21 protein-coding genes and 2 pseudogenes are annotated in these 26,998 nt (G+C 63.9%); 17 read left to right on the top strand and 6 right to left on the bottom strand.

All coding sequences use genetic code 11. The features are described from left to right. Positions 1 to 21 precede the first annotated feature (21 nt). Positions 22 to 753, top strand: a complete 732-nt coding sequence (locus VGN72_14115; protein ID HEV7300497.1) for a DNA polymerase ligase N-terminal domain-containing protein — start codon at positions 22 to 24, stop codon at positions 751 to 753. Between the two features lie 221 nt (positions 754 to 974). Here the strand turns inward: VGN72_14115 and VGN72_14110 are convergent, their stop codons facing one another. After that, positions 975 to 1,283, bottom strand: a complete 309-nt coding sequence (locus tag VGN72_14110; GenBank protein ID HEV7300496.1) for a hypothetical protein — start codon at positions 1,281 to 1,283, stop codon at positions 975 to 977. Positions 1,284 to 1,734: 451 nt separating this feature from the next. Between VGN72_14110 and sdhB the strand changes: the two genes are divergently transcribed. The 9 genes and pseudogenes from sdhB (at position 1,735) to VGN72_14065 (ending at position 7,730) form a co-directional block, all read left to right on the top strand. Next, positions 1,735 to 2,523, top strand: a complete 789-nt coding sequence (gene sdhB, locus VGN72_14105; GenBank protein ID HEV7300495.1) for a succinate dehydrogenase iron-sulfur subunit — start codon at positions 1,735 to 1,737, stop codon at positions 2,521 to 2,523. 235 nt (positions 2,524 to 2,758) lie between these two features. Beyond that, a complete protein-coding gene (locus tag VGN72_14100) occupies positions 2,759 to 3,040 on the top strand; it encodes a transposase (GenBank protein HEV7300494.1) in 282 nt (93 codons plus the stop codon). Further along, a pseudogene (locus tag VGN72_14095) lies at positions 3,037 to 3,273 on the top strand (IS3 family transposase). The gene VGN72_14100 and the pseudogene VGN72_14095 overlap by 4 nt, the downstream one beginning before the upstream one ends. A 103-nt stretch (positions 3,274 to 3,376) precedes the next feature. After that, positions 3,377 to 3,898, top strand: a pseudogene (locus VGN72_14090) (IS3 family transposase). Between the two features lie 387 nt (positions 3,899 to 4,285). After that, a complete protein-coding gene (locus VGN72_14085) occupies positions 4,286 to 5,227 on the top strand; it encodes a hypothetical protein (protein HEV7300493.1) in 942 nt (313 codons plus the stop codon). Positions 5,228 to 5,299: 72 nt separating this feature from the next. Next, positions 5,300 to 5,578, top strand: coding sequence for a hypothetical protein (locus VGN72_14080; protein HEV7300492.1), 279 nt, complete (start codon positions 5,300 to 5,302; stop codon positions 5,576 to 5,578). Positions 5,579 to 5,891: 313 nt separating this feature from the next. Further along, positions 5,892 to 6,089, top strand: a complete 198-nt coding sequence (locus tag VGN72_14075) for a hypothetical protein (GenBank protein HEV7300491.1) — start codon at positions 5,892 to 5,894, stop codon at positions 6,087 to 6,089. Positions 6,090 to 6,392: 303 nt separating this feature from the next. Next, positions 6,393 to 6,968 carry a DUF4256 domain-containing protein gene (locus VGN72_14070; GenBank protein HEV7300490.1) on the top strand — a complete coding sequence of 192 codons (576 nt, stop codon included), beginning with the start codon at positions 6,393 to 6,395 and terminating at the stop codon, positions 6,966 to 6,968. A gap of 324 nt (positions 6,969 to 7,292) precedes the next feature. Continuing rightward, positions 7,293 to 7,730 (top strand): hypothetical protein, encoded by a 438-nt coding sequence (locus tag VGN72_14065; protein ID HEV7300489.1) that lies wholly within the window; start codon positions 7,293 to 7,295, stop codon positions 7,728 to 7,730. A gap of 340 nt (positions 7,731 to 8,070) precedes the next feature. Here the strand turns inward: VGN72_14065 and glnA are convergent, their stop codons facing one another. Further along, positions 8,071 to 9,483 carry a type I glutamate--ammonia ligase gene (glnA, locus tag VGN72_14060; protein ID HEV7300488.1) on the bottom strand — a complete coding sequence of 471 codons (1,413 nt, stop codon included), beginning with the start codon at positions 9,481 to 9,483 and terminating at the stop codon, positions 8,071 to 8,073. A gap of 366 nt (positions 9,484 to 9,849) precedes the next feature. Between glnA and acpS the strand changes: the two genes are divergently transcribed. The 4 genes from acpS (at position 9,850) to VGN72_14040 (ending at position 13,592) form a co-directional block, all read left to right on the top strand. Then, positions 9,850 to 10,254: a holo-ACP synthase gene (gene acpS / locus VGN72_14055; GenBank protein HEV7300487.1), complete on the top strand. Its 405-nt coding sequence runs from the start codon at positions 9,850 to 9,852 to the stop codon at positions 10,252 to 10,254. Beyond that, positions 10,251 to 11,174 (top strand): aldo/keto reductase, encoded by a 924-nt coding sequence (locus tag VGN72_14050; protein ID HEV7300486.1) that lies wholly within the window; start codon positions 10,251 to 10,253, stop codon positions 11,172 to 11,174. The genes acpS and VGN72_14050 overlap by 4 nt, the downstream gene beginning before the upstream one ends. A gap of 156 nt (positions 11,175 to 11,330) precedes the next feature. Beyond that, positions 11,331 to 11,843: a chemotaxis protein CheW gene (locus tag VGN72_14045; protein HEV7300485.1), complete on the top strand. Its 513-nt coding sequence runs from the start codon at positions 11,331 to 11,333 to the stop codon at positions 11,841 to 11,843. Positions 11,844 to 11,993: 150 nt separating this feature from the next. Further along, positions 11,994 to 13,592 carry a methyl-accepting chemotaxis protein gene (locus tag VGN72_14040; GenBank protein ID HEV7300484.1) on the top strand — a complete coding sequence of 533 codons (1,599 nt, stop codon included), beginning with the start codon at positions 11,994 to 11,996 and terminating at the stop codon, positions 13,590 to 13,592. Positions 13,593 to 13,722: 130 nt separating this feature from the next. Here the strand turns inward: VGN72_14040 and VGN72_14035 are convergent, their stop codons facing one another. From VGN72_14035 to VGN72_14025, 3 genes are all read right to left on the bottom strand, one after another. Next, positions 13,723 to 18,384 (bottom strand): sugar-binding protein, encoded by a 4,662-nt coding sequence (locus tag VGN72_14035; protein ID HEV7300483.1) that lies wholly within the window; start codon positions 18,382 to 18,384, stop codon positions 13,723 to 13,725. 66 nt (positions 18,385 to 18,450) lie between these two features. Next, positions 18,451 to 18,951 (bottom strand): biopolymer transporter ExbD, encoded by a 501-nt coding sequence (locus tag VGN72_14030; GenBank protein HEV7300482.1) that lies wholly within the window; start codon positions 18,949 to 18,951, stop codon positions 18,451 to 18,453. Between the two features lie 69 nt (positions 18,952 to 19,020). Further along, the gene (locus VGN72_14025; protein ID HEV7300481.1) at positions 19,021 to 19,881 is read right to left on the bottom strand and encodes a MotA/TolQ/ExbB proton channel family protein; all 861 of its coding nucleotides are present in this window, start codon (positions 19,879 to 19,881) and stop codon (positions 19,021 to 19,023) included. A 192-nt stretch (positions 19,882 to 20,073) separates the two neighbouring features. Between VGN72_14025 and VGN72_14020 the strand changes: the two genes are divergently transcribed. Next, entirely contained in the window at positions 20,074 to 21,681 is a 1,608-nt protein-coding gene (locus VGN72_14020; GenBank protein HEV7300480.1) for a peptide chain release factor 3, read from the top strand. 156 nt (positions 21,682 to 21,837) lie between these two features. Here VGN72_14020 and VGN72_14015 read toward each other — a convergent pair whose 3' ends face one another. Then, positions 21,838 to 22,995 (bottom strand): HAMP domain-containing sensor histidine kinase, encoded by a 1,158-nt coding sequence (locus VGN72_14015; protein ID HEV7300479.1) that lies wholly within the window; start codon positions 22,993 to 22,995, stop codon positions 21,838 to 21,840. A gap of 442 nt (positions 22,996 to 23,437) precedes the next feature. Between VGN72_14015 and VGN72_14010 the strand changes: the two genes are divergently transcribed. Beyond that, positions 23,438 to 25,159: a 30S ribosomal protein S1 gene (locus VGN72_14010; GenBank protein ID HEV7300478.1), complete on the top strand. Its 1,722-nt coding sequence runs from the start codon at positions 23,438 to 23,440 to the stop codon at positions 25,157 to 25,159. A gap of 369 nt (positions 25,160 to 25,528) precedes the next feature. Continuing rightward, complete coding sequence (locus tag VGN72_14005; protein HEV7300477.1) at positions 25,529 to 26,356, top strand: sigma-70 family RNA polymerase sigma factor; 828 nt, start codon at positions 25,529 to 25,531, stop codon at positions 26,354 to 26,356. The last annotated feature ends 642 nt before the right edge of the window (positions 26,357 to 26,998 follow it).

Below are 26,998 nucleotides of genomic sequence, written 5' to 3'. Positions count from 1 at the left end.
ACCTGGCGTAAACTGATTCGCATGGCCAAGAAGGCGACGAAGAAGACGGCTCGTTCGTCGGCGAAGCCTGCAGCCAAGCGGGCCGTGAAACGTCCGACCCAGCGCCCCGTAAAGCGGTCGCTGGCGACGTATCAGTCGATGCGCGACTTCAATCAATCGCCTGAGCCCAGCGGCAAGGCGAAGAACGAATCGACCGCCAAGCCAACGAAGAAACCGGCCTACCCTGCGCAACCCGGCGAGCGTTTCTTCTGCGTGCAGAAGCACGATGCGTCGCGGCTGCACTACGACTTCCGCCTGGAACATCGCGGCGTGCTGCTGTCGTGGGCGGTGCCGAAGGGGCCATCGCTAAATCCTAAAGAGAAACGGCTGGCGATGCAGGTGGAGGACCATCCCTTGGACTACGGCGACTTCGAGGGCGTCATTCCGTCTGGCTACGGGGCCGGCACCGTGCTGCTGTGGGACCGCGGCACGTGGACGCCGGATGATGACGACATCGACGCCGCGTTAGAGGCCGGCGAGTTGAAGTTCTCGCTGGACGGCACCAAGCTGAAGGGTTCATGGGTGCTCATCCGCACCGCTGGCAAGTTCAGCCGGGGCAGCGACAAGCCCAGTTGGCTGTTGATGAAGCACAAGGACGAATGGGCAGGCGCCGTCGACATTACCGCGCGGGCCCCGCTTAGCGTGAAGACGTTCGAGACGTTGGACCAGATCGCTGGAAGGAAAGACGCGGCGAAGTGGCAGTCGCACCGGTAGTCTGTCAGCGTTTTTTCTTTAAATCGAATAGAACTGAACGCCAGGACGCCAAGGACGCCGAGAAGGGAAGCGCCAAGATGATCGGCTCCTCCCTCTTCTCTTACCATGGCGTACTCGGCGTCTTGGCGTTCACCCGCTCTTCGCTTCAATGATTTCCTAACCCTCCCCCATCGTTTTGGGGGAGGGGATGATCGAAATCGTTTCGAACGGCACCGGTCCGCCTAATGCGGCCGCTTCGACGCGACGTCGGGGTCGCTTGCGGGGTTGGGGCCTTCGGTGAGGTGATTGGCACCCGTCTCCGTTCCGCCGCCGCCTCCCCCACCGGCGCCTTGGGTATTGCCGCCCAGCGGCATGTTGGCCATGCCCTCTTTGCCGAACGCGCCCCCCGTTTCACCCTTGGCGGGGTTTTCGAAGACGGCGTCCTTGATGGCCTCGGTCAACGGGTCGCGATCATCCCCGCGCCCCGCCGCCCGGCCCTTCTTGTTGTCCAGCGATGCGTTCCGGCCACTGTTGTTTGCGTGCTGTCCCATAAGGTCGACTCCTTTTCGTGCTCTCGCTCGCAGCACCCTTGCTGCCGAGATCCAGAGAACGCAAATCGCAAGCCATTCCGCAGCCCGCTCGGTCCTGTTTTCGCGCAATCAACTCGGTTCTGTCTGAAAACAATCTGCCACCGGCGGCTTGCCCATCCGTGTTTTTCAATCGACGAATCAGGACACGGGCGGGCAAGCCACCGGTGGCACACAGAGGGCGTTCTCGGACGGGGCTCTCTCTTTGCTTCGCGGCCTGGGCGTTGCTGGCCGCTTGGCGCGTCCACTTTTCGATCCCTTTCCAAGCCCCAGTTCAGCGACGAAGACCGCCTTCTTCCCCACCGCCTCCCGCCGCTAAACCTGAGTCAACCCGCCGTTTGTCAGCCGTTTCAAAAGTTGGCGGCGCGGCGATGATCCTTGTCTGACGATAAGGCTCGTCATACCATTCCGCATCATGAATCCGACCGTTACGGACGCCACCGCCAATCAGCCCACGACCAAGAAGGACATCCTCATCCGCATTCGCCGGCAGGACGGTCCGGGCAAACCGCACCGATGGGAAGAGTTCGCCGTGCCGTACCGGGCGAACATGAACATTATCTCCTGCTTGCAGTGGATCGCCGCCCACCCGACCACCACCGACGGCACCGCCACCACGCCCCCCGTGTGGGATTCAGGCTGTCTCGAAGAGGTCTGCGGCGCCTGCACCATGCTCATCAACGGCAAGACGCGCCAAAGCTGCTCGGCCTTGGTCGACAAGCTCGAACAGCCGATCACGCTTGAACCGCTCAGCAAGTTCCCCCTCGTCCGCGACCTTTGGGCCGACCGGCAGCGCCTGTTCGAAGACCTCAAGCGCGTCAAAGCGTGGGTCCCCATCGACGGCACCTACGATTTGGGCTCGGGCCCGCCGATCAGCCAAGAGCTGAACGAAGAACGCTACCCGCTCAGCCGCTGCATTTCCTGCGGCTGCTGTCTCGAAGCCTGCCCGCAGTACACGCCCACGAACAAGTTCGTCGGCGCCGCCGTCATCAGCCAGGCCCGCCTGTTCAACGACCACCCGATCGGCAAGGCCCTGAAGGGCGAGCGCCTGGACATCCTGATGGAAGAAGGCGGCATCTCCGACTGCGGCAAGGCCGGCAACTGCGTCGAGGTCTGCCCGAAGGAAATCCCCCTCCTCGAAAGCATCGCCGCCGTCCAACGCCAGGCGACCGTGCATTCGGTGAAGCGGTTCTTCTCGAAATGATTGCCAAGCCGCACGGCCTGCCTGTATTTCTTCTGTAGGACAGGCATTCCTGCCTGTCTCTCCCCCCGCCTTCGTCTTTCGTGACACAGGCACTCATACCTGTGTCTCTTTCATCTTCGTCTTTCCCGGCGGCACGGGCCTTCTTGCCCGCCTCTCCCCCCGTCTGCGTGGACTTCCCCACGAACGGTGGGCGCGCCGCAGGGCAGCGATGATGGCTGCCGGAAGGAGCGCGACCATGGCACGACGGACGTACACCCGCGAGTTCAAGCTCTCGGCGGTCAAGCTGGTCAACGAACAGGGGTACTCGATCCCCGAGGCGGCACGCAGCTTGGGGGTCGACCCCAGTTGCGTCCGCGGGTGGGTCGACAAGCACTCGGCCGAGCCGGGGCTGGCGCCCAGCGGCGACGGGGCGATGGCGGCGGAGCTGCGGCGGTTGCGCAAGGAGAACGCGCGGCTGCTGACGGAACGCGAGATCCTAAAAAAAGCGGCGCAGTTCTTCGCGAAGGAGCAGCCGTGAGGTTCGCCTTCATCAAGCGACACCTCTCCGCCTTCGCGGTCGACGTGGCCTGCGACGTGCTGGCGGTCAGCCGCTCGGGGTACTACGCCTGGCGGGGCCGTCCGCCATCTGCGCAGAAGCGGCGCCGCGAGGCGCTGGCGCAGCAGATCGCGCTCGTCCACGCGCAGAACCGACGCGTCTACGGCAGTCCACGCGTGCACGCGGCGCTGCTCGCCCAGGGCGTGCGCGTCTGCGAGAACACGGTGGCCGACATCATGAAGGAACGGCGGATCCGGGCCAAAGGCCGGCGCGCGTTCGTGCCGCGGACGACCGACGGCGCCCACCGTCAACCCGTGGCCGAGAACGTGCTCCGGCCGCCGGTTCCACGCCGAGCTGCCGAACCGCAAGTGGGCGGCGGACATCACGTACGTCCCGACGGACCAGGGCTGGCTCTACCTGGCGGGCGTCGTCGACCTGTGCAGCCGCAAGATCGTCGGGTGGAGCATGGCCGACCACATGGAGACGCACCTGGTGACCGACGCGCTGACGATGGCGGTCACGCGGCGACGCCCCGCCCCCGGCCTGCTGCACCACAGCGACCGCGGCAGCCAGTACGCCAGCGACGGCTACGCGGCCCTGCTGCAGCGGCACGGCATGACGGTCAGCATGAGCGGCCGTGGCGACTGCTGGGACAACGCGGCGGCCGAGAGCGTCTGGGCGACGCTCAAGGCCGAGCTGGTGCACCACGAGCGTTACGCGACGCGCGAGCAGGCGCGGGCGTCGATCTTCGAGTACATCGAGGTGTTCTACAATCGCCAACGGCTGCACAGTTCGCTAGGCTACGTCAGCCCCGACGCGTTCGAGGCAGGCCTAAACTAACACGTTCGGCGCGCCCACCGTTCGTGGGGAAGTCCACTGTCTCCCCCTATCACGGCCCCTTCCCCATCCTCCCCCCGCCTTACCCCGCATTACCCCGCATTACCAACACAATATCGGCGCCATCCATTTGAACGGCGCGCGGGTGCTGGCCGCGAGAGCCGAGACAGCCGAAACGCTCAAGAGTTGACCCGGCTATAAGAAGGGGTTGAAATCGCGCCAGGAATGCGGAGGGTGGCGGCATCCGTGGGACTGCTATCGGGGTTGAGCGAAGCAGACGCGAGACGTCGCGCGGGGTATAAAGGTGGAACATCGGCCTTGCAGTCGGACGTGATGCGCGCGCCGCCGCGGTCGGTGGGACATGTCACGTCTTTCGGGGAAAGGATGCTCATGCGTCGGCGGAACTTAGCCGTCCTGGCCTTGTTGATCACGCTGAATGCAGTTGCGGTGGCAGAGGCTGCAGATCCGCCGGCGACCAGACCGGCTGTTCCGGCGTTGATCGTGGGACAGGCGTCGCCGAGGTCGTTTATCGTGGATGGGCGGCTCCGGTTCTCGGCCAACGGCGGACTGGCGTTTCGCGTCGCAGCGGAGGGTGAGCGGCAGTTCTGTGCGGTCTACGATCCGGCCGACGGGACGCCGCTGATCCTGTCGGACGGGCAGCAGACGCTCGTCTACGACCTGGAGAACTCGCGCGTGGTGCGCGTGCCGAACTCGCGCGGCACGGTCCGCGTCGATTGGGATGCGCAGAAGGAAAAGCCGCTGAGCTTCGATATCGGCGTGTACCACAAATCGAAGCGGGAGAAGCTGAACGACGAGAACGCCGGCTTTCGCATCGATCGCTTCGTGGAGGCCGCTGCGACGCTGGCGCACGTGGGGCGCCGTGGGAACGCCGACCTGTTCGCGGCCGAGCGGGGTGGCGGAAGCGTCGAATCGCTGGCGGTCGATCCGGCCAAGGCCGACACGTTCCGCTTCACGTCGAGGAAAGGCCGGGAATCGTTCGACTGGCTGGAACTGGAGGCAACGATGATCGATCAGCCGTTGCCGCAGAACGCATTTGCTTTTCCCGATACGGCGCGACTGCCCAAGGGCATCCACCTGGTGGAATTGGATGAGCAGGCGCTTCCCCTATTTCTTGGCCTCCTCCAAAACGGCACCGCCTTGACGGCGAAGATGGGAGTGGCGGCCGGCCCGGCGGCGTTGCCGGGCGCGGAGTGGGACGCGCTGAGGAAGCGCGACGCGACGTTCGGCGCGATCTATCGCAAGGCGCTGGCGGAACAAGGCGTAGAACTGCGGACGTTGCCACAACCAACCACCACACAGCCGGCACGCTAACGAGCGGCCGGTCGGCGAAGCACTGAACGCGGTAGCCGGCGCTTATGCCGCTCCGAACCAACTGGAGGTCGTATGAATCCGATCACGATCGTGGCGTTCGCAATCCTGTTCGCACTGCTGGCGTTTGTTGCCCGCTATTGCATAAAGCGAGGCTGGACGTCGCAGTTGCTCCTGACGGCCGTTGCGGTAAGTGCCGGCGTCTGCGTATGGATCGGGTCGGACCAACTGATGGAACCGGCGACATCAAGTTGGTTCAGTCTCGCGCTGCTCGGGATCGGGCTGTTCGCGCTGGTGGCCGTCGCGGTGGTCGTCCGCCGCTTTTCTCCCCGGGACCAAGCGGCCGCGGCATAGCTGACCGGGTGCGTCGGCTTGCAATCGCTTGATTGTCGGGATGACATCGGCGCGTTTGCTATGCCCCGTTGCCGCGGACGGTGAGTACAAGAAGGCCGGATGCCACAAGTTGGCAATCCAACCTGTGAGGATGCGGGCCCCGGGGTCAGACACAGGTTCGAGTGCCACCAACCCATGCCACCCGGGCCGGCTGCGCGAGAGCGGAAATCAATTGTTGGGTTCCCCGGAATCGGATAGCCTCAATAGTGCAAGGGAGCGCACCCTCCTGTCACACAATTTTCGAAACGAACGGTCACGCGAACTGGGGTTCAGTATGAGCAAGACAAGGGCCTTCGTCTTGATCGGATCGGGCGTGGGGTTGTTCGTTGCAGGCATCGGCGTCGGTGCCACTGCGCTGCGCCCTACCGATGACGGCGGCGGCTTCGGTGCGATGCCGCAAGCGCAACGGGTACCGGACGCGAATGCTGGAGCGTCCGCCACCGTCTATAGCGCGGTGCTTGCCGACTACTGAACGAGCAACCCGCCGCCTGAGGCGGCGCGTGAACGTGAGACGAAGGATGTCGCGGTGCCCAACTAGGCCATTCGCCGCTGCGGATGAACACGGCGAAGATGAGGCGGGGCTCGCGGAGATCGACAGCTTCGGTTTCCGACGGCGCGGCGGTTGGCGATGATCGCCTCGTGCAGCGCGACGAGCCGATCGCGCGGACGCGGCCCCTTGTTGGCTTCGAGGCCGAACACGGTCGGGCCACCCGTGGTACGGGAAATGACGACGCCGCGGCTGGCGATGGTGATCGCGATGGGTGAAAATCACGGCATGAGCAAAAGCAAAGGCACTACGAAGGCGTCGTCGGCCGACGAGCGGGCGACGCTGATCGAATCACTTCAGGCCCGGTTCGAGCAGCACGCCAACCGCCACAAGGGGATGAAGTGGGCGGACCTGCAGGCGAAGCTGGAGGGGAACGCGACCGCGTTGCGGTCGCTGGCGGAAATGGAACGCACCGGCGGTGAGCCGGACGTGGTGATGTTCGACAAGAAGACGGGCGAGTACGTCTTCTTCGACTGTTCCGCAGAGAGCCCCGCGGGCCGGCGCAGCATCTGTTACGACCGCGAGGGGCTGGAGTCGCGCAAGGAGCACCGCCCGGCCAACAGCGCACTCGACTTGGCCAATGAGATGGGCATCGAGATGCTGACCGAGGAGCAGTATCGCTACCTGCAAACGCTGGGCGAATTTGACGTGAAGACGTCCAGCTGGGTGGCAACGCCGGCCGCCATCCGCAAGCTCGGCGGCGCCCTCTTTTGTGATCGCCGGTATGGGCAGGTGTTCACGTACCACAACGGGGCGCAGTCGTACTACGGCTCGCGGGCGTTTCGGGGATCGCTGAGGGTTTAACGGACGCCGAAGCGGGCGTCTGTTCGGTCCGATCCCTCTCCCAGGTACAAATGGGAGAGGTTCGATCACAGCGTTGCCCACGAATGGGCACGAATCAACACGAATATGAGCGGCGCGGTGTGGCGCCTTTTTATCGTGTTGATTCGTGCCCATTCGTGGGCCGTCTGCGGCTTGAAATGCACCCTCACCTAGCCTCTCCCGGAGTACCGGGAGAGGGACCGGAGCGCGTTCATCCCGCATCGTAAGTACCCCTCCGTAATGACGGTCGCGCACTGACAATTGCGTGAGCTAGATCGTTGATCAGATCTGCTATCATCCGCACCCATGCGACGCGAGGTTCCCACCGTCCGGATCGTGCCGATGAGCGACAAGGCGGACGGGTTTGTCGGGCGGGACATTCCGTGGGTACAGCAGGAGGTCTTCCTGCGCGAGCTGCAAGCCAACGGCGGGCTATATCACTATCAATCCACCGGCCTGAATGCCCCGCCGGGGTCGGTGTTGCTGTTTCAGTACAAGGCCCGCGTGATCGCCAGCGGCGTGTTCCTGCGCAACGAGCGCTTCGAACAGCCCATCGACGGGTACGGCGGCGTGCTGCACCTGGACGTTGATTCGATCCGCACGTTTGCACCCGTGGACCTGACCGCAATGCGCCGGGCGTGGCCCGGAATGCGAGCTTTTGGCCACGTAAAGCAGTACCTGAACCCGGCAGGGTATCCGGCGTTCAAGCGCCGACTGACCAACGTCACCGCGCCACACCGATGAGCTGGCGTCGCAGTGTTACGGGAGGCGCTGCGGGTGTCGTGTCGAGCGGGCTTCGGACCCGTTGCCGGCTGCGACGACAGGGCTCCTGCGGCAGCACGGACGATGGGAACCTGGCCGATCAATCCTTCAGCAAATCGGTCTTAAACCGCGCAACCGCGAAGCGGACAAGGCAAAAGCTGAGGCACATGCGGACGGCTTCCAAGGGCAACGAGCGCGCGGGGCAGATCATGAGGCTCCCATGGTAATCGCGGAGCGAGGGGCCGGCCATGCATCTGACGCAAGCTGTCGATAGTACCTCGCCGGAACGCGCATCGGCGTGCCGTAATGTGACTGAGGCGCGTCAAATATCGAAATACATGCAGAACTCGAACGGGTGCGGCCGCAGGCGGATGGCGTCGATCTCGTTCTCGCGCTTGTACTTGATCCAGTAGTGAATGACGTCGGCGGTGAAGACGTCGCCCTTCAAGAGGAACTCGTGGTCTTCTGCCAACGCATCCAGCGCTTCGTCGAGCGATGCGGGGGCGGCGCCGATCTTCTCGTACTCGTCGGCCGACAGTTTGTAGATGTCTTTATCCAGCGGTTCACCGGGGTGGATCTTGTTCTGGATGCCGTCGATGGCGGCCATGGTGATGGCGCTGAAGGCGAGGTACGGATTGCAGGAGCTGTCAGGCGAGCGGAACTCGATGCGCTTCGTGCGGGCCTTGTCGCTGTACATGGGAATGCGGATGGCGGCCGAACGATTGCGGCTGCTGTAGACGAGGTTCACCGGCGCCTCGTAGCCGGGGACGAGGCGCTTGTAGCTGTTGGTCGTGGGGTTGCACAGGGCGCAGAGCGCGCGGGCGTGCTTCAGGATGCCGCCGATCGCGTAGAGGCCCATATCGCTCAGGCCCGCGTACTTGTTGCCGGCGAAGAGGGGCTTGTCGCCCTTCCACAAGCTGAAGTGCACATGCATGCCGCTGCCGTTGTCGCCGAAGAGCGGCTTGGGCATGAAGGTAACGACCTTGCCGTGCCGCGCGGCGACGTTCTTCGTCACGTACTTGTAGTACATCACGTTGTCGGCCATGGTGAGCAGGTCGGTGTAGCGCATGTCGATCTCGCACTGCCCGCCAGTGGCCACCTCGTGGTGGTGGGCCTCGACGGGAATCCCCAGCTCGATCAGGGTCTGCACCATCTCGCTGCGCAGGTTCTGCAGGCGGTCCATCGGGGGCGTGGGGAAGTGCCCCTCGCGCTGGCGCACCTGGTAGCCGCGATTGTCGGCCGACTCGTCGCCGCGGTTCCAGATGCCTTCGGCGCTGCCGAGGTGGTACTTGCCGTAGTTGATTCCCTGGTCGTAGAACGCGCTATCGAAGACGAAGAACTCCAGTTCCGGCCCGAACATGGCGGTGTCGGCGATCTTGGACTTCTCAAGGTACGTCTGCGCCTTGCGGGCAATGCTCCGCGGGTCGCGGCTGTACTCGCGCTTCGTGATCGGGTCGCGAATGTCGCAGATCATGCTGACGGTGGGATGCTGCAGGAACGGATCGATCTTAGCCGTCTCGGAGACCGGCACGAGCAGCATGTCGCTCTCGTTGATCGCCTGCCACCCGCGAATGCTGCTGCCGTCGAAGCCGAAGCCGTGGTCGAAGCTGTCGAGCGTGAGTTCCGACACCGGGCAGGTGGTGTGCTGCCACAGGCCGGGGAAGTCCATGAAGCGCAAATCGATGAACTGGATATGGCGGGTCTCACAGAGCTTGATCACTTCGCGCGGCGTCATAGGGCGGCCCTCTTCTGGTGGTCGATGGATGCTATCGGAAGGGAGGCTTTGGGCAAAATCCCAAGCGCCGACGAAGCAAATCCCAAGCCCCAATGACCAACAAATGACCAAGCACCAAATCCCAAAGAGGGAGAACGCCGTTTCACACGAGTTGTCATCCCGATGGGAGGCTTGCCGACCTGAGGGATCTCCTTACGCCCGCGTCGCTCACCACGGGGGGAGATCCCTCCCTCGCTGTCGCTCGCTCGGGATGACAACTGGCGGCCGGTCGCAGTTCGGGTTCGTCTGCTTTGGGCATTGGGATTTGGTCATTTGTTGGTCATTGGGGCTTGGGATTTTTCCGACTCCCCGTGTACCCTCCCCACCATGCCCATCGTCGGTCACGGCATTGATATCGTCGAAACGTCCCGCGTCAAACGCATGGTTGAAGAGCACGGCCAGCGGTTTCTCGACCGCGTCTTCACCGTAGCGGAACAGGCGTACGCGTCGCGTAACCCCAAGCGCACGTACGAGCACTTGGCCGGTCGATTCGCCGCGAAGGAGGCGGTACTGAAGGTACTCGGCACCGGTTGGAGCGGTGGCATCGCGTGGACCGACGTGGAGGTGGTGAAGGAGATCAGCGGGCAGCCAAAAATTCGCCTGACCGGCGAGTGCGCCCGCGTGGCGGCCGAGCTGAACATTACGCGGTGGCACATCAGCATCAGCCACATCGAAACCCACGCGACCGCCAGCGCCATCGGACTGCAGCCGGGCTACGATTCGGGACGATGATCCCGCACCGCCCCACCCGCCGATCGTTCTTAGCCGCCACCGTCGCGGCCGGCGCCTGCGTCGGCTGGCCATCGCTGGCAAGGGCCGCCGAGGAACCCGCCATGAACGCGCGAGCCATTCCATCTACTGGTGAAACGATCCCGATTATTGGCATGGGCACATGGCAGACGTTCGACCCGCCACAGCAGGACGCCGCCACGATCGCGACGTTGACCGAGGTGCTGCGGACCTTCCATGCGGCCGGCGGACGCGTGATCGATTCATCCCCGATGTACGGCCGATCCGAAGCGGTCGCGGGCGAACTGTCGACAAAGCTCAACGTCAACGCCGACCTGTTCATCGCGACCAAGGTCTGGACGCGCGGCGAGCAGCAAGGCGCACGCCAGATGCGCCAATCGCTGGACGAGCTGAAGCGAGAGAAGATCGAACTGATGCAGGTGCACAACCTAGTCGACTGGCGCACGCACCTGAAGACGCTGCGCCAGTGGAAGGAGGACGGCCGGATCAAGTACATCGGCGTCACGCACTACGTGCCGTCGGCGTTCGATGAACTGGAACGCATCGTGAAAGAGGCATCGATCGACTTCCTGCAACTCCCCTACTCGCTCGGCACGCGCGACGCCGAGCAGCGCCTGCTGCCCGCCGCCCGCGACAAGGGTGTGGCCACGCTGATCAATCGCCCGTTCGAGGAAGGCTCGCTCTTCCGCGCCGTGCGCGGCAAGGAACTGCCGCCCGCGGTGAAAACGTTCGCCAGCAGTTGGGGCGAGGCGTTCCTGAAGTTCATCCTCGCCAACGACGCCGTCACCTGCGTCATCCCCGCCACCAGCAACCCGAAGCACATGGCCGACAACGTGCGCGCCGGCTTCGGGCGGTTACCGGACGCCGCAGAACGCAAGGCACTGCTTGCGGTCATCGCGTAGGCAGAATTTCGGGCCGCTCCATGAAAACGCGCATAGCTTGTGTTGCAGACAGGGGTTACTCCTCATCTTACGACCACGCCTCAAGCTCGGCATAAATCGCGCCGAAGTTAGTTCTGTAAGGCCGCTAACCGAACCGCTCGCTGAGGAAATGTCTGTATGTCCGAATCAAACGATAGCACCGGTCATCCTTCAATTGCCGGGAAATACCTGACTTTTGGCCTCGGCAACGAGGGATACGGGCTGGAGATCCTCAAGGTGCGCGAGATCATCGGGTACATGGATATCACCGCCGTGCCGCGCACGCCGAGCTACGTTCGGGGCGTGATCAACCTGCGCGGGCAGGTGATCAGCGTCGTCGACCTGCGGACCAAGTTTGCGATGCCCACGGTGCCTCGGACGGACGAGACCTGCATCATCGTCGTCGAGATCAACCAGCAGGATCGCAAGTTGAGCACGGGCATCATCGTCGACCGCGTCGCTGAGGTGCTGAACATTGGCGCGGCCCAGATCGAGCCGACACCGTCGTTCGGCGCCGCCGTCCCCACGGATTACATCCTGGGCCTGGGCAAGGTCGGTCAGGCCGTGAAGATTTTGCTGGACATCGACCGCGTCCTGTCGGCCGACGAGCCCCTGGCAACGCCTGTCCCGCCGGTAGGCGCTGCCGCATAAAAGTCTGGCCCCCGTTTGAGCTACAGGCCGCGCCTACGCCAGCTTGCCGCTCATTCCAAACTCACAACAAAAGCACGGTCGCGTATCGGCAGTTCGCTCGATCTGCGCGCGCACTGCGCATGCAACATAGACCTGTAACGGAAACTGAGAATGACGAAGCTTACGATTGGCAAACGCATTAGCGTTGGGTTCGCGATGACCGCACTGATCACCACGCTGCTGGGTGCTCTGGCCTACTACGAACTGTCGCGCACGGACGCACTGGCCGATACCATTGAACATCAATCGATGCCCGGCGTGTTCCTGAGCGCCGACCTCGAATCGAAGGCGAAAGATTGCCGCGGCTTCACGCTCAACTTTCTGCTGGCTCAATCGCAGCCGGAGATGGACGGGCTGGAAGCCAAGCTCGCTTCGCTGAAGACGGAGATCGACACGACGGTCCAGGCGTTCGGGAGGACCATCGCGAACGATGCCGACCGGCGGATCTGCGACGAGGCAGGCGCCGCGCTCGCCCGGTTTCGCGAGTTGCGCGTCCCGATCCTGAAGCTGCATCGCGACGGCAAGGCCGCCGAGGCGCTGTCCCAGTGGCACGCGACCGCCGAACCGGCGTTCGACTATATGATCGGCAAGCTGCGCCAGCTGAAGGATTCAAACCACGAGGCGGGCGACGCCACCAGTGCCAACATCGCGGCCACCATCACGTCCGCCAAGCGGGCGATGATGATCGGCATCGGCATCGCGCTGGCAGCCAGCATCGCGCTGAGCGTGCTGATCGTCCGCTCGATCAATGCCGCCCTGAACCGTATGGCTGGAACGCTGTCGGCCGGCGCCGAGCAGACGTCGTCGGCGGCCGGGCAGGTCAGCAGTTCCAGCCAGTCGCTCGCCCAAGGCGCTTCCGAACAGGCCGCGGCGCTGGAGGAGACCAGCAGCAGCCTCGAGGAGATGAGCAGCATGACGAGGAAGAACGCCGACACCGCGCAGCAGGCCAGTTCCCTCTCGGCCGATGCCAAAGCGTCGGCCGACCGGGGGCAAGCGGCCATGACGCGCATGATCGCCGCGATCGACGACATCCAACGCAGCGCCGGCGAGACGGCCAAAATCATCAAGACGATCGACGAGATCGCGTTCCAGACGAACCTGCTGGCGCTGAACGCCGCGGTCGAGGCCGCGAGGGCCGGCGAGGCGGGCAAGGGCTTTGCCGTCGTCGCGGAAGAAGTGCGGAACCTGGCGATGCGTTCGGCCGAGGCCGCGAAGACGACCAACGCGCTGATCGAGGGCAGCGTCAGCAACGCTCGCAACGGCGTGTCCATCGCAGCAGAAGTGGGCGGGACGCTCGGTGAGATCGTCAATGCCAGCGAACGCGTTCACGCGCTGATCGGTGAGATCGCAGCGGCCAGTTCCGAGCAGGCCAACGGCATTGGGCAGGTGAACACGGCGGTGACTCAGATGGACCAAGTGACGCAGGGCAACGCCGCCAGCGCCGAGGAGTGCGCCGCGGCCGCCGAAGAACTCAGCAGCCAGGCCGAGCAGCTGTCGGGCGTCGTCGGTGAACTGGTGGCGCTCGTTGGCGGCAAAGCAAACGAACGTGCCTCGATGACCTCCGCCATCCCGCAGCGGCAAACGCGTTCGTCCTTCACCACCTCGCGAACCAAGCGAACGCCCGCACGCCGCAGCTCGAAATGCTCGGCCGCGAACGCCATTCCCTTCGATGAAGACAGCGACTTCGGAGAGTTCAACCGGGCTGCCTGAGCGATTCGCCGAATCGATCAAGCCAACTAGCCTCGTCACGAAAGGCCCCATTTAAACAAAAGGCCGCGCCGATTTTCATCGGTGCGGCCTTTCGTTTTGGCTGAAGACTTGCTCACTCGCCCACTCGGTATCAGTTCGCCCCCGCCGCGACGACACCGATCACCGGCGAGCCGGCCTTGGCCTCGAAGACGACCTTCGCGTCGCGCGCGCCGTTGGCGCGGGCCTGATCGACGTAGGTAACACGCAGCTTTTGGCCGTCGAAGACGGACACAGCGCCCGGTTGCTTTTCGCCGATGTCGAGCACGGTGCGGATCGCGCCTTCGAAGATGCCGGTGTCGGCACCGGTCTCCTTCAGGATGGCGACCTGCGAGTCGCCGTTCGACGGGTTGGCGACCGTCACCATCACCTTGTCGGCGATGCGACTGTTGAGGTTCATATCGCCGTCGCTCACGCGCAAGCGCAGCGGCTGGCCGACGAGAAACGACGAGGTGGCCTGGGTGGCATCGCCCGCGCCGTCTTCATCGCTGAGGCGCTCGGGAATCTCCAGCCGGCCATCGGCGCCGCCCAGCAGCAGGTCGCCCCAAGTATCGGGCCGCGCGAAGGTGGCGGTGGCCTTGGAAGCGGTCCAGTAGTAGTGGACGCGCGTGCCCGTTTCGGCCGTCATGTTCAGGCCGAGGATCTTGCCGGGCGCCAAATCGGCATCGCGAATGTGAATGGTGTCGACGCGGCACTCGAGCTGGTAGCCGGCGTCGGTCTTGCGCATCGCGCGCTGCATCTGGTGCGACTTGAAGGGTACAAATTTGAACGACGAATACCCGTCCACGAACGATTCGCCGCCCGGCAGCGTCGGGTCATCCACGCTGCCCAACGGCCACACCCAGAACTGCTGGCCGGCGCCACGAGCCCGGGCGTTCTCCTTCGAGTTCATCGTGTCGAGGAAGATCTCGAACGTGTCGCCCACCCAAAACGTGCCCGCGGCCGTGGTCTTCATGCTGCGGTCGGGGTCGGCCATGTCGAGCATGAAGTAAAGTCCATGTTTGTCCCACGCCACCTTGGCCGTCACGGTGTCGGCGACGGTCAGACCTTCCTGGCCCGTGCCGTCGAAACGTTCCGGCTTCATCTGCAGCGCGGGGATGTCCTTCCAGTCGTCGAAGCTGCCGTCGATCTTGATCGAATCGGTGAGGTACGGCGCGGTCGCGAAGGCGAGCGACTTGAAGGTGGGCACGTACGGTTGATCCCCCTCGGCCTTGCTGGCAGGCTGAGTGGTCGGCGCGACGATGGTCGCCGGGCGAACGATGTCGGCATCGGCATCGGCGTTGGACGCATCGCCCGTCGCGCCGACGCGCGCGAACGCCTGGCCGCCGGTCAGTTGCTTGTCGCGATCCTTCAGCTTGGCGATGAGCGCCTGATACTGCTCCTCATCTACCCAATGGCCAAACGGGTTGACGCCGCGACCCCATCGCCAGCCGCTGCCCTGCGCGCCACTCGCACCCGCCTCCCCGGCGCTGCCGGTGCCGTTGCCTTCACCGGCGCCGGCGGCGCTGGCGAGGATCGACTGCCACTTCTTTCGCACGCCCGCTACGCTGCCGGGCTGTTCGCCTTCGACAAGTTCGGCGTCGGCGGCCGGTTCATCCAACAGGCCACCACGGCCACCACGCAATTGGCCTTCCATTCGTGCGAACTTGTCCTTCAACTCCAGGATCGATTGGCTGGGCCCCTTCACGGCGCTCAGTGCCTTGCCGACCTCCGCCCCACCACGGTTGCCACCGAGCGCCGTGGTGACGCCCGCCTTCACCGCGTTGTCGGCGGCAGCGTTGGCTTTTTCAATCATCGCGGCATCGGGTTCGCCCGTCGCCTTGGCGGCTTCCTTAAACGTGCCGCGACGGTCCACCTCGGCTAGCGCGCCGTCGGCGACCGATGTGCCGGTCGACACCTGCTTCTGCAGTTCAGCGGCGACCTTCTCGCGCAGCGCCGCCTCACCCGCCTCGGTGTCCACGCCCGCCTTGGCCATCTTCTCCTTGTAGGCGTTGACGATCTGATCGGTCAGCCGTGGCAGCGTCGCCTGGCGAAATTCTTCTTCGAACGCGGCGTTCACCTTCGACGCCACCTTGCTCTCCTCGCCATCCTTCGCGACCGTCGATTCCGCTGCCTTCAGTAACTGCGCGCCCGCCTGGGCCGGCTCGCTCTGCAAGCTGGTCGTGGCCGTGGTGACGGCCTTGCGGTACGGATCGAGCGCCTTCTTCACCTCGTCGACGGCGCCGGCGAAAGCTTTGACGTCCCCCTTGGCAGCTGCGGCATCGGCGTCGGCCAGTCGCTGCGTGACGTTCGCGAGCGACGTCTCGAGGTCGCCCAGCGCAGCGCGAAGCCGCTCGGAGCCGACCTTGGCATTCGCGGTTGCTTCCTTGAGCGTCGTGCGGGCGTCGCTCAGCGTTTCCCGCACGACGGTGAGCCGCTCGCGCTCGGCCTTGATGACGGCGACACTGTCGGCGGCCGGGGCATCGGGCTTGGCCTTTTCGGCCTCGTTGGCGGCGCGCTGGGCGCGCACGCGCGAGCCCTCGACGATCTCGCTGGCCTTGGCCGTTGTGTCGCGCATTGTGTCGATCGCGCCGCGCAGGGCCTGCACGCTGGCGGCACTCTCCTGCCGTTCGTCGCGGGCCGCATTGGCGAACCCGCTGGCCAGCTCGTTGCCCACCTCTTTCGCCACGGCCTTACGGATGTTGTCCGCCAGCGCCGTGCCGGCGTCGCCGGTCAACTGCTTGAATAGCTCGGCCTCCACGTCGGCGGTCGCGGTGGCGTCGAGCGCATCGTTCACGTGGCCCATCATCGCCATGCTGAACTCGGTTCGGCTGGCCTCCAGGTCGCTGTCCGACACGCGTCCGTCCAGCACGTTGGCCGCCAGCCGCGACACGTCCGCATCGCCAGCGGTGGTGACGGTCTCCACGAACTTCTCGGCCTGGTCTTCGTTCAGCTTCCCCTCCAACAGCCCCTTCAGGTCGCGCGCCAGCGCCTCGGTGAGGTCACGCTTCACATCGGTCAGCAGTGGGTCGACGAACGGCTGCGTGCTGGCCGTGCCGTTGGCCGCGGCCATGCCGTTCTGAGTGTCATCCGCCCGCTGGATTGCGTCGGACCGCAGGCTGGTCAACACGGAACTGCCGATGCCCGCAAACCCGCCGCCAGTCGATCGGCCGGCGTTCTGGTTGCTGGCGACGGTGGCGATTCGGTCGGCGGCGGCGTCGAGGGCCGTATCGCTGGATTGCTCGTCGGCGATCGTGGCGAGGCGCTGGTCGATCACATCGTCGATGACGACCGCGTTGATGCCCTCGGTAACGATCGGCTGCGACCGATCACCGAACGCGTCGGTCATGCCGGCGCCGGTGGACGGTTTAGCGGCGTCGGCCTCGCCGTAGGTCAGCAACGGCTTGATAGCGGACGTGACGATCTGCGGCTCGCTGCCGAGTCGCTCTTCCAACAGCGCCTTCACGTCGGCGGTGACCTTGGTCACGAGCGCGGCATCGGTGATGCCGCGCCCTTCCAACCGCTTGGCGAACGCGGCCGACAGCACTGCGGCGATTCGGTCGGATGCCTTTTCCTTGTACGCGCCGCCGAAGGTGGATTGCACGTTCTCGCGCACCGTCGATCGACCGGCGACGCCGACCGCCGAACCGCTCGCGGCCAACGCCCGATCGCGGGCGCGGCCCGCCTCGTCGTTGGCGGCGCCCCAGGCGGTGCCTAGCGTTCGCGCCGCCAGCGCGGCGGCGGTGAGTTCCTTCACGGCGGCCGTCGTGTCCTGCCTGGCCAGTGCGTCGGCCGTCGGCTTCGCGCTCGCCAGCACGCTGTTCGTCCGCGTTTTGGCTTCCGTAAGCCGATCGGCAAACGATTCAGCGCCGGTGGTGCTGGATGCCGTCTTGATGATCGAATCGATCAACTTGTTGAACTCGTCACCCGCGGCTGTGGCGCTGGCGAGCTTTTCTGTTGCGTTCGCCAGCAGCTTCGCAATCTCATCGTTGCGTTTGCCGTCGGCGTTGCGTGCGATCGCATCGTGAGCGATATCGGTGGCCTTCTGGGCGGCATCGAGGTTCTCGCGGATGGCCGTCAACCGTTTGCCCGCGTCGTCGCGTGCCGCCTTCAGGCCGTCGATGGTGGTCTTGGTAGCGTTGGCCTCGGTTTCGATGAAATTTTTCGCGTCGCCTTGCAGTGGGCGGGCGACCTTGTCCTGCATGCCGTTGCTGTAGTGCCGCACGAGTTCAGGCAGCAGCCGCTCGCGCGCCAGCGTCATGAACGCCGCCGCTTCGGTCTCGCTGGCGTTGCCGTTCAGGGCGCCGTTGACCGCGTCGATCATCTGCCCGCTCAGCTCTCGCTGCAGGTTGCGCAAGTCGGTCTCGGTGGTCGCGCGGTCCGCCAGCGCGTCGGCCATTTGAGATTGAACGGGGTCGAGTTTCGGCGCGATCTCGTTCCAGACGTCGTCCTTCTTCGGTTGGGGCAGCGCCGCGACCATCGATTCAAACGCCCGGCGCGTCTGCCGCTTCACGTCGGCCAGCGTCTCGGCCGCGGCCTTGGTCTTGGCGGCGGTTTCCGCTTCCTCGGCGGCGGCGCGCTGCTGGGCTTCCAGCATCGCTGCCTGTTGCCGCTGCGCCTCGGCCCGGCGTTCCTGCACGTACGCCGGCACACCCCACGACAGCCCGAGAAACAAGTGCGCCGCGATCGACAGCGCGATGAAGATCCGCAGCCGCTGGCCGGTGAAGTGCCGCTTCCAACCGGTCGGACGTTTTGATGTGGATGGGGCGGATTGCATAAGCGGTCCTATCGAATGAGATGCGCGAAACGTCGCAAGCGGACGAGCCAAACCGCGCGAGCAGGATCAGAGCTTGCCAGCCGACGCCTGCGCCTCGGCTGGCGCGTCGCCCGGTTCCAACTGAAAACTAACCTGACCGATGCCGGCCGACCGGGCGGCGTTCCAGACCTGGATGATGCGCTCGTAGGTCGCGTTGCGGTCACCCACGATCACCACCACGGGCTGCTTCTGCTCGGCGACGGTGTCGGTGCGGTATCGCTGCAGGTCGGCGACGAGGTCGCTCAGCTTATCGTAGCGATTGTCGTCCGAGTCGGCGTCGGGCTTTAGCACGTGGCCGTCGGCGGTCACCGTTACCAGGCGCGCGTCCTCGATCGCCACCGATTGCGTCGCTTCCGCCTGCGGAATCTCGACGCTGAACCCTTCCTTAAGCGTAGGCGCGGTGATCATGAAGATCACCAGCAGCACGAGCATCACGTCTACCAGGGGCGTGACGTTGATCTCCGCCACGCTGCGCCGCCGGCGCTTGCCCTTCCCACCGCCACCACCACCGCCAAGTGACATGCCCATCGGATTCGTCCCAGCAAAACAACGATCGTGAATCGTTCGAAACCGTCCGCGCCGCCATCCGGATGTCGACTACTCGCGCGATCCCGGCACGTGCGCGCCTTCGCCGACGATGACCGGATCAGTCGCTTCGTGCGACTGGTGGTTCACTTCAGGCGCGTGCTTGAACAGCCCGGTGCCTACGAACCATTGACCGAGCGACTCAATGAACATGTCGGCCTGCTCCTGCAGTTCATCCATGCGGGCAGTCAGCCAGTTGTAGGCAAACACGGCCGGGATCGCGACGGCGAGGCCGGCGGCGGTGGCGATCAAAGCGGCGGCGATGCCGGGGGCCACGACGTTCAGGCTCGCGCTCTTGGCGGTGCCCAGCACCTGGAACGTGTGCATAATGCCCAGCACCGTGCCGAACAGGCCGATGAACGGCGTCGAGCTGGCGATCGAGGCCAGGATGTCCATCCCGCGGTGCATGCGCGTGAACGCGCTGCGGCTCGTGTGCTCCATCGCCATCTGCACGCGTTCCTCGATCCCCCGCTTGGCCATCAGCGGATTGCCACCGGCCGTCAGCCGACCGTTGGACGCGCCACGGGTGCCGCCGGCATCGCGAACGGCGTCTTGGGCGGCCTGGTAGATGATGACGTTGGGTGACGCCGCCATCGCGCCGGCCTTACCGTTAAGCGCCGCCGGGTCGGTCGCGGCAACGAACGCCTCGGCCATCTGTTGATTGCCGGCCCACGCCTCACGCAGCACCTTCAGCTTCCATAAAACGATGCCCCACGACGCGATCGAGCAGATCAACAGCAACAGCAGGATGGCGTTCTCGATCGCGCTCGACGCCTTGATCGACGTCACCACGAGCTGCCAGAACGACGTGGCCTCGGCCAGCGGAATCGAACCCCGTGGGACCGCGAATGACATCAGGTTATCGTTGAACAAGTTCTACCCTTCCAGCAAACCGCCGCGCATGCGAAGACCGCCCCCGCAGCACGTACTAACTGTACAGACCGACGCGCACGGTGTTGAACGGGAATCGATTAGGCCAATTCCATGTGGGCGCATAAGATAGGATCGGAGTTGATTTCCGACGCATACGGCCGCGTTCGGTTCGGTTTTGTTTGAGGAGCATTGATGTACGAAGAGGCGATTGCCCGCCGCCGGACGTTTGCGATCATTTCGCACCCCGACGCCGGCAAGACCACGCTCACCGAGAAGCTGTTGCTGTACGGTGGCGCGATCCAGTTGGCGGGCTCGGTAACGGCCCGCAAGCAGCAGCGCGCCGCGACCAGCGACTGGATGGAACTGGAACGGCAGCGCGGCATCTCGGTCAGCTCGACCGTGCTGCAGTTCGAGTATCGCGATAAGGTCATCAACCTGCTCGACACGCCAGGCCACCGCGACTTTTCGGAAGACACCTATCGCGTCCTGACCGCGGTCGATGCCGCCGTCATGGTGATCGACGCCGCCAAGGGCATTGAGGACCAGACGCGCAAGCTGTTCGAGGTCTGCCGGCGCAGCGGCATCCCCATCTTCACATTTATCAACAAGTTGGACCGCCCCACCCGCGATCTGCTCGGGCTGATGGATGAACTGGAGAGCGTGCTGGGCATAGCCGCGGTGGCCGTCAATTGGCCGCTGGGCACCGGGCCGGATTTCAAGGGCATTCTGGACCGCGCACGGCAGCAGGTTCACCTGTTCGAGCGCACGCCCAGCGGCGCGTACCGCGCGCCGGTGAAGGTGGCGGGCATCGATGACGCCGTCGTGCGTGACGCCCTCAGCCCTGACGCCTATGCGGCCGCGCGCGACGAATTGGCTATGCTGGACGGGGCCGGAACCGTTTTCGACCGTGAGGCGTTCCTGGGTGGCCGCCAGACGCTGGTCTGCTTCGGCAGCGCGTTCAACAACTTCGGCGTGCAGGCGTTCCTCGACGCGTTCGTGGATGAATCCCCCCCACCGGCCGGTCGACCGACGGCCATGGGCACGATCGAGCCCAACGCGCCGCACTTCAGTGGGTTCGTCTTCAAGATCCAGGCCAACATGGACCCGCGGCACCGCGACCGCATCGCGTTCGTGCGCATCGTGTCCGGCGAGTTCGAGCGCGACATGTCCGTGAAGATCGTGCGCACGGGCAAGAACATTCGCCTGTCCAGCACACACAAATTGTTCGGCCGCGAGCGCGAGATCATCGACCGAGCGTTCGCCGGTGACGTGATCGGCGTCGTCGGGCACGCCGACCTGCGCATCGGTGACACGCTCTCCACCGGTTTGAAGGAGGGCTTCAACCAGATCCCCAGCTTCGCGCCCGAGTGCTTCGCCTACCTGCACTGCGAGAAGGCCGATCGCGCCAAGCAGTTCCGCGAGGGCGTCGAACAGTTGGCGCAGGAAGGCGTGGTGCAGCTGATGTACCGCTACGACAGCACCTCGCGCGTGCCGCTGATGGCCGCGGTGGGTGTGCTGCAGTTCGACGTGGTGCGCTTCCGCCTGCAGGCCGAATACGGCGTGGAGACGCGCGTGGAGTCGGCGCCGTGGGAAACCCTGCGTTGGCTCACTGCACCCGAAGACGCAGGAAAGCTGGCCGACGCCACGTTACCGTCCGGAACAAGCCTGGTGGTGGATGCGAATCGCCGGCCGGCCCTGGTGTTCGAGTCGACCTGGGGAATGCGGTACTTCGAGAAGAACTTCCCGGACGTGAAGCTGTCCGACATCCTCGCCAACATCCCCGCGGCCGCGGGGGTTTGATTTGGTCCCTCTCCCGGTACTCCGGGAGAGGCTAGGTGAGGGTGATTTCGTTCTTTCGAAAACCGTCAGCAGATCGAAATCACCCTCACCTAGCCTCTCCCATGAGTACATGGGAGAGGGACCGGATGTAACACCCTCTCCGCATGACGGCATCCCCTACGCCATGGCGACAGCCTTCGGTTCCGGAATCTCCACATAAAACCGGCTGCCCTGGCCCACGGTCGACTCGCCCCACAGCTTGGCTCCGAGAAGGTCTGCGGACTGGCGGGCGATGAAGAGGCCCAGACCGTTGCCGGCCTCGCCGTGCGTGTCACCGCGGGCGTACGGCGCGAACATCTTCGACAGAAACTCGGCCGCGATGCCCGGGCCGTTGTCGCAGACCGCGATAATCGTGTTGCCGCTGTCGTGTTTCGTGACGGTCAGGCTCACCTGCCCCTTGCAGTATTTGATCGCGTTCGACATCAGGTTCTGCACGATCAGCACGAGCAGTTCGCGATCACTGGTGACCATGCCATCGCCATCAAGCTTCGGCTCGACCGTCACGCCTTTTTCCTTGGCGGTCCAGGAAAGCTGGCTGACGATGTCGCGGACGAGGTGGTGCAGGTTGACCTGCCCGAGACGCGGCTGAATCTTGCCGTTGCGCAGTTTCTCGGCGTGCAGGAAGCGGTCCATCGTGCCGACCGTGTCCAGGATCGACCGCCGCATGGCTTCCAGGTCTTGAACAGACTCAGCGAACTGCTCGTGGTTCTTCAGCTCGCGGCGCAGCACCTCGATCATCAACAGCGTACCGTTGAGCCCGCCACGCAAATCGTGCGACAGGAACGACAGGTATTTCGCACGCGAGTTGGCGCCCGCCTCCAACTGAGCCTTCTGATGACTGGCGAACGCCAGCACGCCCTGCTTCACCGCCACGTCGACCGAGAGGTTCAGCGCGACGATCTCCGTCGCGTCCATCGGGCGGTCCATGAATTCGTTGACGTGGTCGATCAGGATCGGGCGGATCAGGCTGTATTCGGTCAGCAATTCGGACAGGTTGTAGCGCTGGTCGAAGCGCACGTCACCATGGATGGTGGCCTTGTCCATGAGCTCGGCGAGCGTCATCGGCTGGTCGGATTCCAGCGTCTCGGCCATACCGCGCAGCGTCATGGCGAGGTGATCGCGCAGTTCGTCGGCAGTCAGGCCACCGGCGGCGGGGACGTTCTCCTTGGCAATCTGCAGCCACGCCTCAACCACCTGATCGGCACACGCCCGCACCGCCGCCCCGATGCCCGGAAAACTGCGGTACTTCAAAAGATCCATCGAACGCTGATTCACCTGCATTCTCTCTTCCCTTTTTGCCCGATCGCCCAAGAACTCGATTGTGAACACTGGAACCGAGCCGGTCAACACTACGTTAAGGTGCCCCAAAATGTTCGGCCGTCCCTGTAATGTGGGTCACGCGCCTACGTCGGCGACGGCGCACCAATTGCGGAAATTTTCTAAGGTAGAATGGCGTCCATCGCAAGATGAGGAAATTCGCCCGCGTCGGTGCACCTAATGCCTTGTCGATTGGCGATTTGGCCTCTACAATGGTCCCTTCCCCCTCTTTGTCGGGTGGTCCGACTGAGAAATCCTGGGTAATGGACCGCCGGTGCCGCGCGGGCGCTGGTGGTTTCTATCCGAAAATTGGGCCGCGCAGCACTTACAGGATAGGCAGCCTCATCGGCCGCCGCATTTTCATATGGTCGATTTTAATCTCATCAATTCGCTTGGCGACATGGACGCTGACGTCGACTCGGCCGTGGGCTTGGCCCTCGGCGATGCCGCCAACGATCTGAACAAGCTCATTCAAGGCGACGAGGTCCAAGACTTCACGCCCGGCGCGATCATCAAGGGCAAGGTCTCGGGCATGAGCGGCGACGACTTCGTCGTCGAACTGGGCCTTAAGAGCGAAGGCGTCCTCGAACGCAGCGAGTTCGACGAACCCGAGAACGTCACCGTCGGCACCGAGGTTCGCGTGCTGCTGGAGGACGTGGAAGGCGACACCGGTCTGGTGAAGATCAGCAAGCGCAAGGCTGATCGCATCATCAACTGGGAAGCCATCATGAAGAGCAAGAAGGAAGGCGACCCGGTCAGCGGCAAGGTGACCAAGAAGATCAAGGGTGGCCTGCTGGTCGACATCGGCGTGCCGGTCTTCCTGCCAGCCAGCCAGGTCGACATCCGCCGTCCGGGCGAGATTTCCGACTGGATCGGTCGCACGATCGACGCGGTCATCCTCAAGATCGACGAGGAGCGTCGCAACATCGTCATCAGCCGCCGCAAGATGATCGAGCAGCAGCGCGAGGACATGAAGCGCAAGACGCTCGAGGGCATCAACGTCGGCGACGTCCGCAAGGGCGTGGTCAAGAACATCGCCGACTTCGGCGCGTTCATCGACCTGGGCGGCATCGACGGCCTGCTGCACATCACCGACATGTCCTGGGGCCGCATCAACCACCCCAGCGAGATGCTCAAGATCGACCAGGAGATCGAGATCAAGGTCCTCTCGGTCGACAAGGACAAGGAGAAGATCGCGCTGGGCCTGAAGCAGAAGGACGCCAGCCCGTGGGAGAACATCGAGAGCAAGTACGCGATCGGCAGCAGCCACGAGGCGCAGGTCGTCAACATCATGTCCTACGGCGCGTTCTGCAAGCTTGAGGAAGGCGTCGAGGGCCTCGTGCACATCTCCGAGATGTCCTGGACCAAGCGCATCAACCACCCGAGCGAGGTCGTCGCTCAGGACCAGATGGTCAAGGTGAAGGTGCTCGAGATCAACAAGGACAAGCAGGAGATCAGCCTCGGCATGAAGCAGGTCGAGGAGAACCCGTGGGAACGGGTTGCCGAGAAGTACCCGCCCGGCTCGGTCGTCGAGGGCAAGATCCGCAACATCGCCAACTACGGCGCGTTCGTCGAGATCGAGGAAGGCATCGACGGCCTGCTGCACGTCAGCGATTTGTCGTGGACCAAGAAGGTCGGTCACCCGTCCGAAGTGCTCAAGAAGGGCGAATCGGTACAGGCGGTCGTGCTGTCGGTCGACCAGGAGAAGCAGCGCATCGCCTTGGGCCTCAAGCAGATGCAGGAAGATCCGTGGACCACGGTCATCCCCGCCAACTACCGTCCGGGCATGGTCGTCAAGGGCCACGTCACGAAGATCGCCAACTTCGGCGTGTTCGTGGAGTTGGAACCGGGCCTGGAAGGTCTGCTGCACATCTCGGAAATCTCCGACCAGAAGGTCGAGAAGCCCGAGGACAACCTGAAGGTCAATCAGGAGGTCGACGTGAAGATCCTGCGCGTCGACAGCGACGAGCGCAAGATCGGCCTGTCGCTCAAGCGTGCACAATGGGCCCAGGAAGAGGAGAAGCGCGAGGAGGTGCGTTCGCAGCGTGCCGACCGCAAGGGTCTGCGTGGTGGCCTTGAGGACGTCGGTGGCACCACCGGCTTGGGCAACCTGAAGTTCTAAGGGATTTCAACGCCGTGGGTAAGGGTATGCCCTACCCATGTTTACAGCAGTCACACCGGGCCATTCCTTCACAGGGATGGCCCGGTTTTTTGCGCGCGTCCAGCGGCAGAATGTGCTTGACGATTGGGGTTGCCTTCGTAACAATCTGAAGGACAGCACCGGAACGAGCATCTCAAGCGATAAAGTGCCGGTTCAAATCGAAGTTCACGTTAGATTTGTAAAAGTCAGATCGTTTCGCCGCCGATGTAATCTGGTTGAGGTCTCATTCCGTACTATTTTTGTACGAACTGATGAGCCTCGTTTAAGTAGTATGAAGATGCGAAGTGCTTCAGGCGGAAGCATGACCGTATCTACCTTTCTGGACAACTTATGGCGACAGCCGCGGTCCAATCTGGTCTCCAGCTTTACCTCCGCTCGATCAACGAGTCCCCACTCTTGACGGCCGATGAGGAGAAGACGCTCGGTCGTCGCATCGTTAACGACAACGACCCCGCCGCCCGTGAACGCATGGTGCGGTCGAACCTGCGCCTGGTCGTCAACATCGCTAAACACTACGTCGGGCGTGGCCTGTCGCTGCCCGATCTGATCGAAGAAGGAAACATTGGCCTGCTGAAGGCGGTCGAAGGCTTCGACCCTGAGAACGGTAGCCGGTTCAGCACCTACGCCAGCTGGTGGATCAAGCAGGCGATCAAGCGTGCCCTGATCAACAGTGTGCAGCCGATCCACATCCCGGCGTACATGGTCGAGCTGATGACCCAGTTCAAGCAGGCGATGCGCCAGCTGGAAGACCGCCTCGGTCGCCTGCCGAGCATCGATGAGCTGTCGGCTCATCTGAAGATGTCGCCGAAGAAGCTGAAGATCATCCGCAAGGCCGTGAAGGCGTATCACTCGCCCACCCAGGTCGCGAGCGACGACGGTGAGCTGACGATCAACGATCTGGTCGCCGATACGCACAACCCGACCCCCGATCAGGAGGTCTGCGATAGCGACGAGCTGCGCCAGCTGGGCGACCTGCTGGCCGCCATCGACGACCGCGCCAGCAACATCCTCAAGCTCCGCTACGGCCTCACCGGTGAGGACCCGCTGACCCTGAAGGAGATTGGCGAACGCATCGGTCTGACCCGCGAACGTGTCCGCCAGATCGAACACGAAGCCCTCCGCAAGCTCCGCGACGCGATGATGGCCGGTGTGAACTAGGTTCGGCTCGTCAGGACCATCTTGAAGGAAACCGAACTGGCCTGGTTGCTCAAGCAACCAGGCCAGCATCGTTTCCCGGCATGCGTCTCCCTCTTCTGTAGGACAGGCATTCCTGCCTGTCTCTCCCCCCGTCTTCATCTCCCCCCGTATTCTGCCTCTCTTCTGTGGCACAGGCATTCTTGCCTGTGTCTCTTCCTTGGTGGGACAGACATTCTTGCCTGCCACGCGGCGGAGTCGCGATGACGAAGAGGCAGAGACGCGAAGGCGCGAAGGACGCGAAGGCGGACGCGAAGAAAAGCTGAGCGCGTTGCGCTGAATCCACCTCAACTGCGCAGCGCGGGCGTAGAGATGGATAGCCTGCTCTTTGACAACTGAATACGCAACGCGTTGGCCCTATCGGCGACTGGCTCGATCACCCGATGGTGCAAAATGGTGCAAAATGGTGCACGGTTTCGCGCGTTACCTTACCCAAACCGCCGCCGCGATTGGCGTTTGTCTTCTCGGCGGCCTTCGCGTCTGCCCTTCGTGACCTTCGCGCCGTCTTCTGGTGCGCAAGTGGAGAGCGCAAAGAGAGACAGACAAGAATGTCCGTCCCACCGAGAGCAGGAAAAGACAGGAAGAGACACAGGCAAGAATGCCTGT

It is taken from the genome of Tepidisphaeraceae bacterium, from assembly GCA_035998445.1.
Taxonomy (GTDB): Bacteria; Planctomycetota; Phycisphaerae; order Tepidisphaerales; family Tepidisphaeraceae; genus DASYHQ01.
Note: the sequence above shows the minus strand (reverse complement) of the source record. Positions and strands in the feature narration are given on the sequence as shown.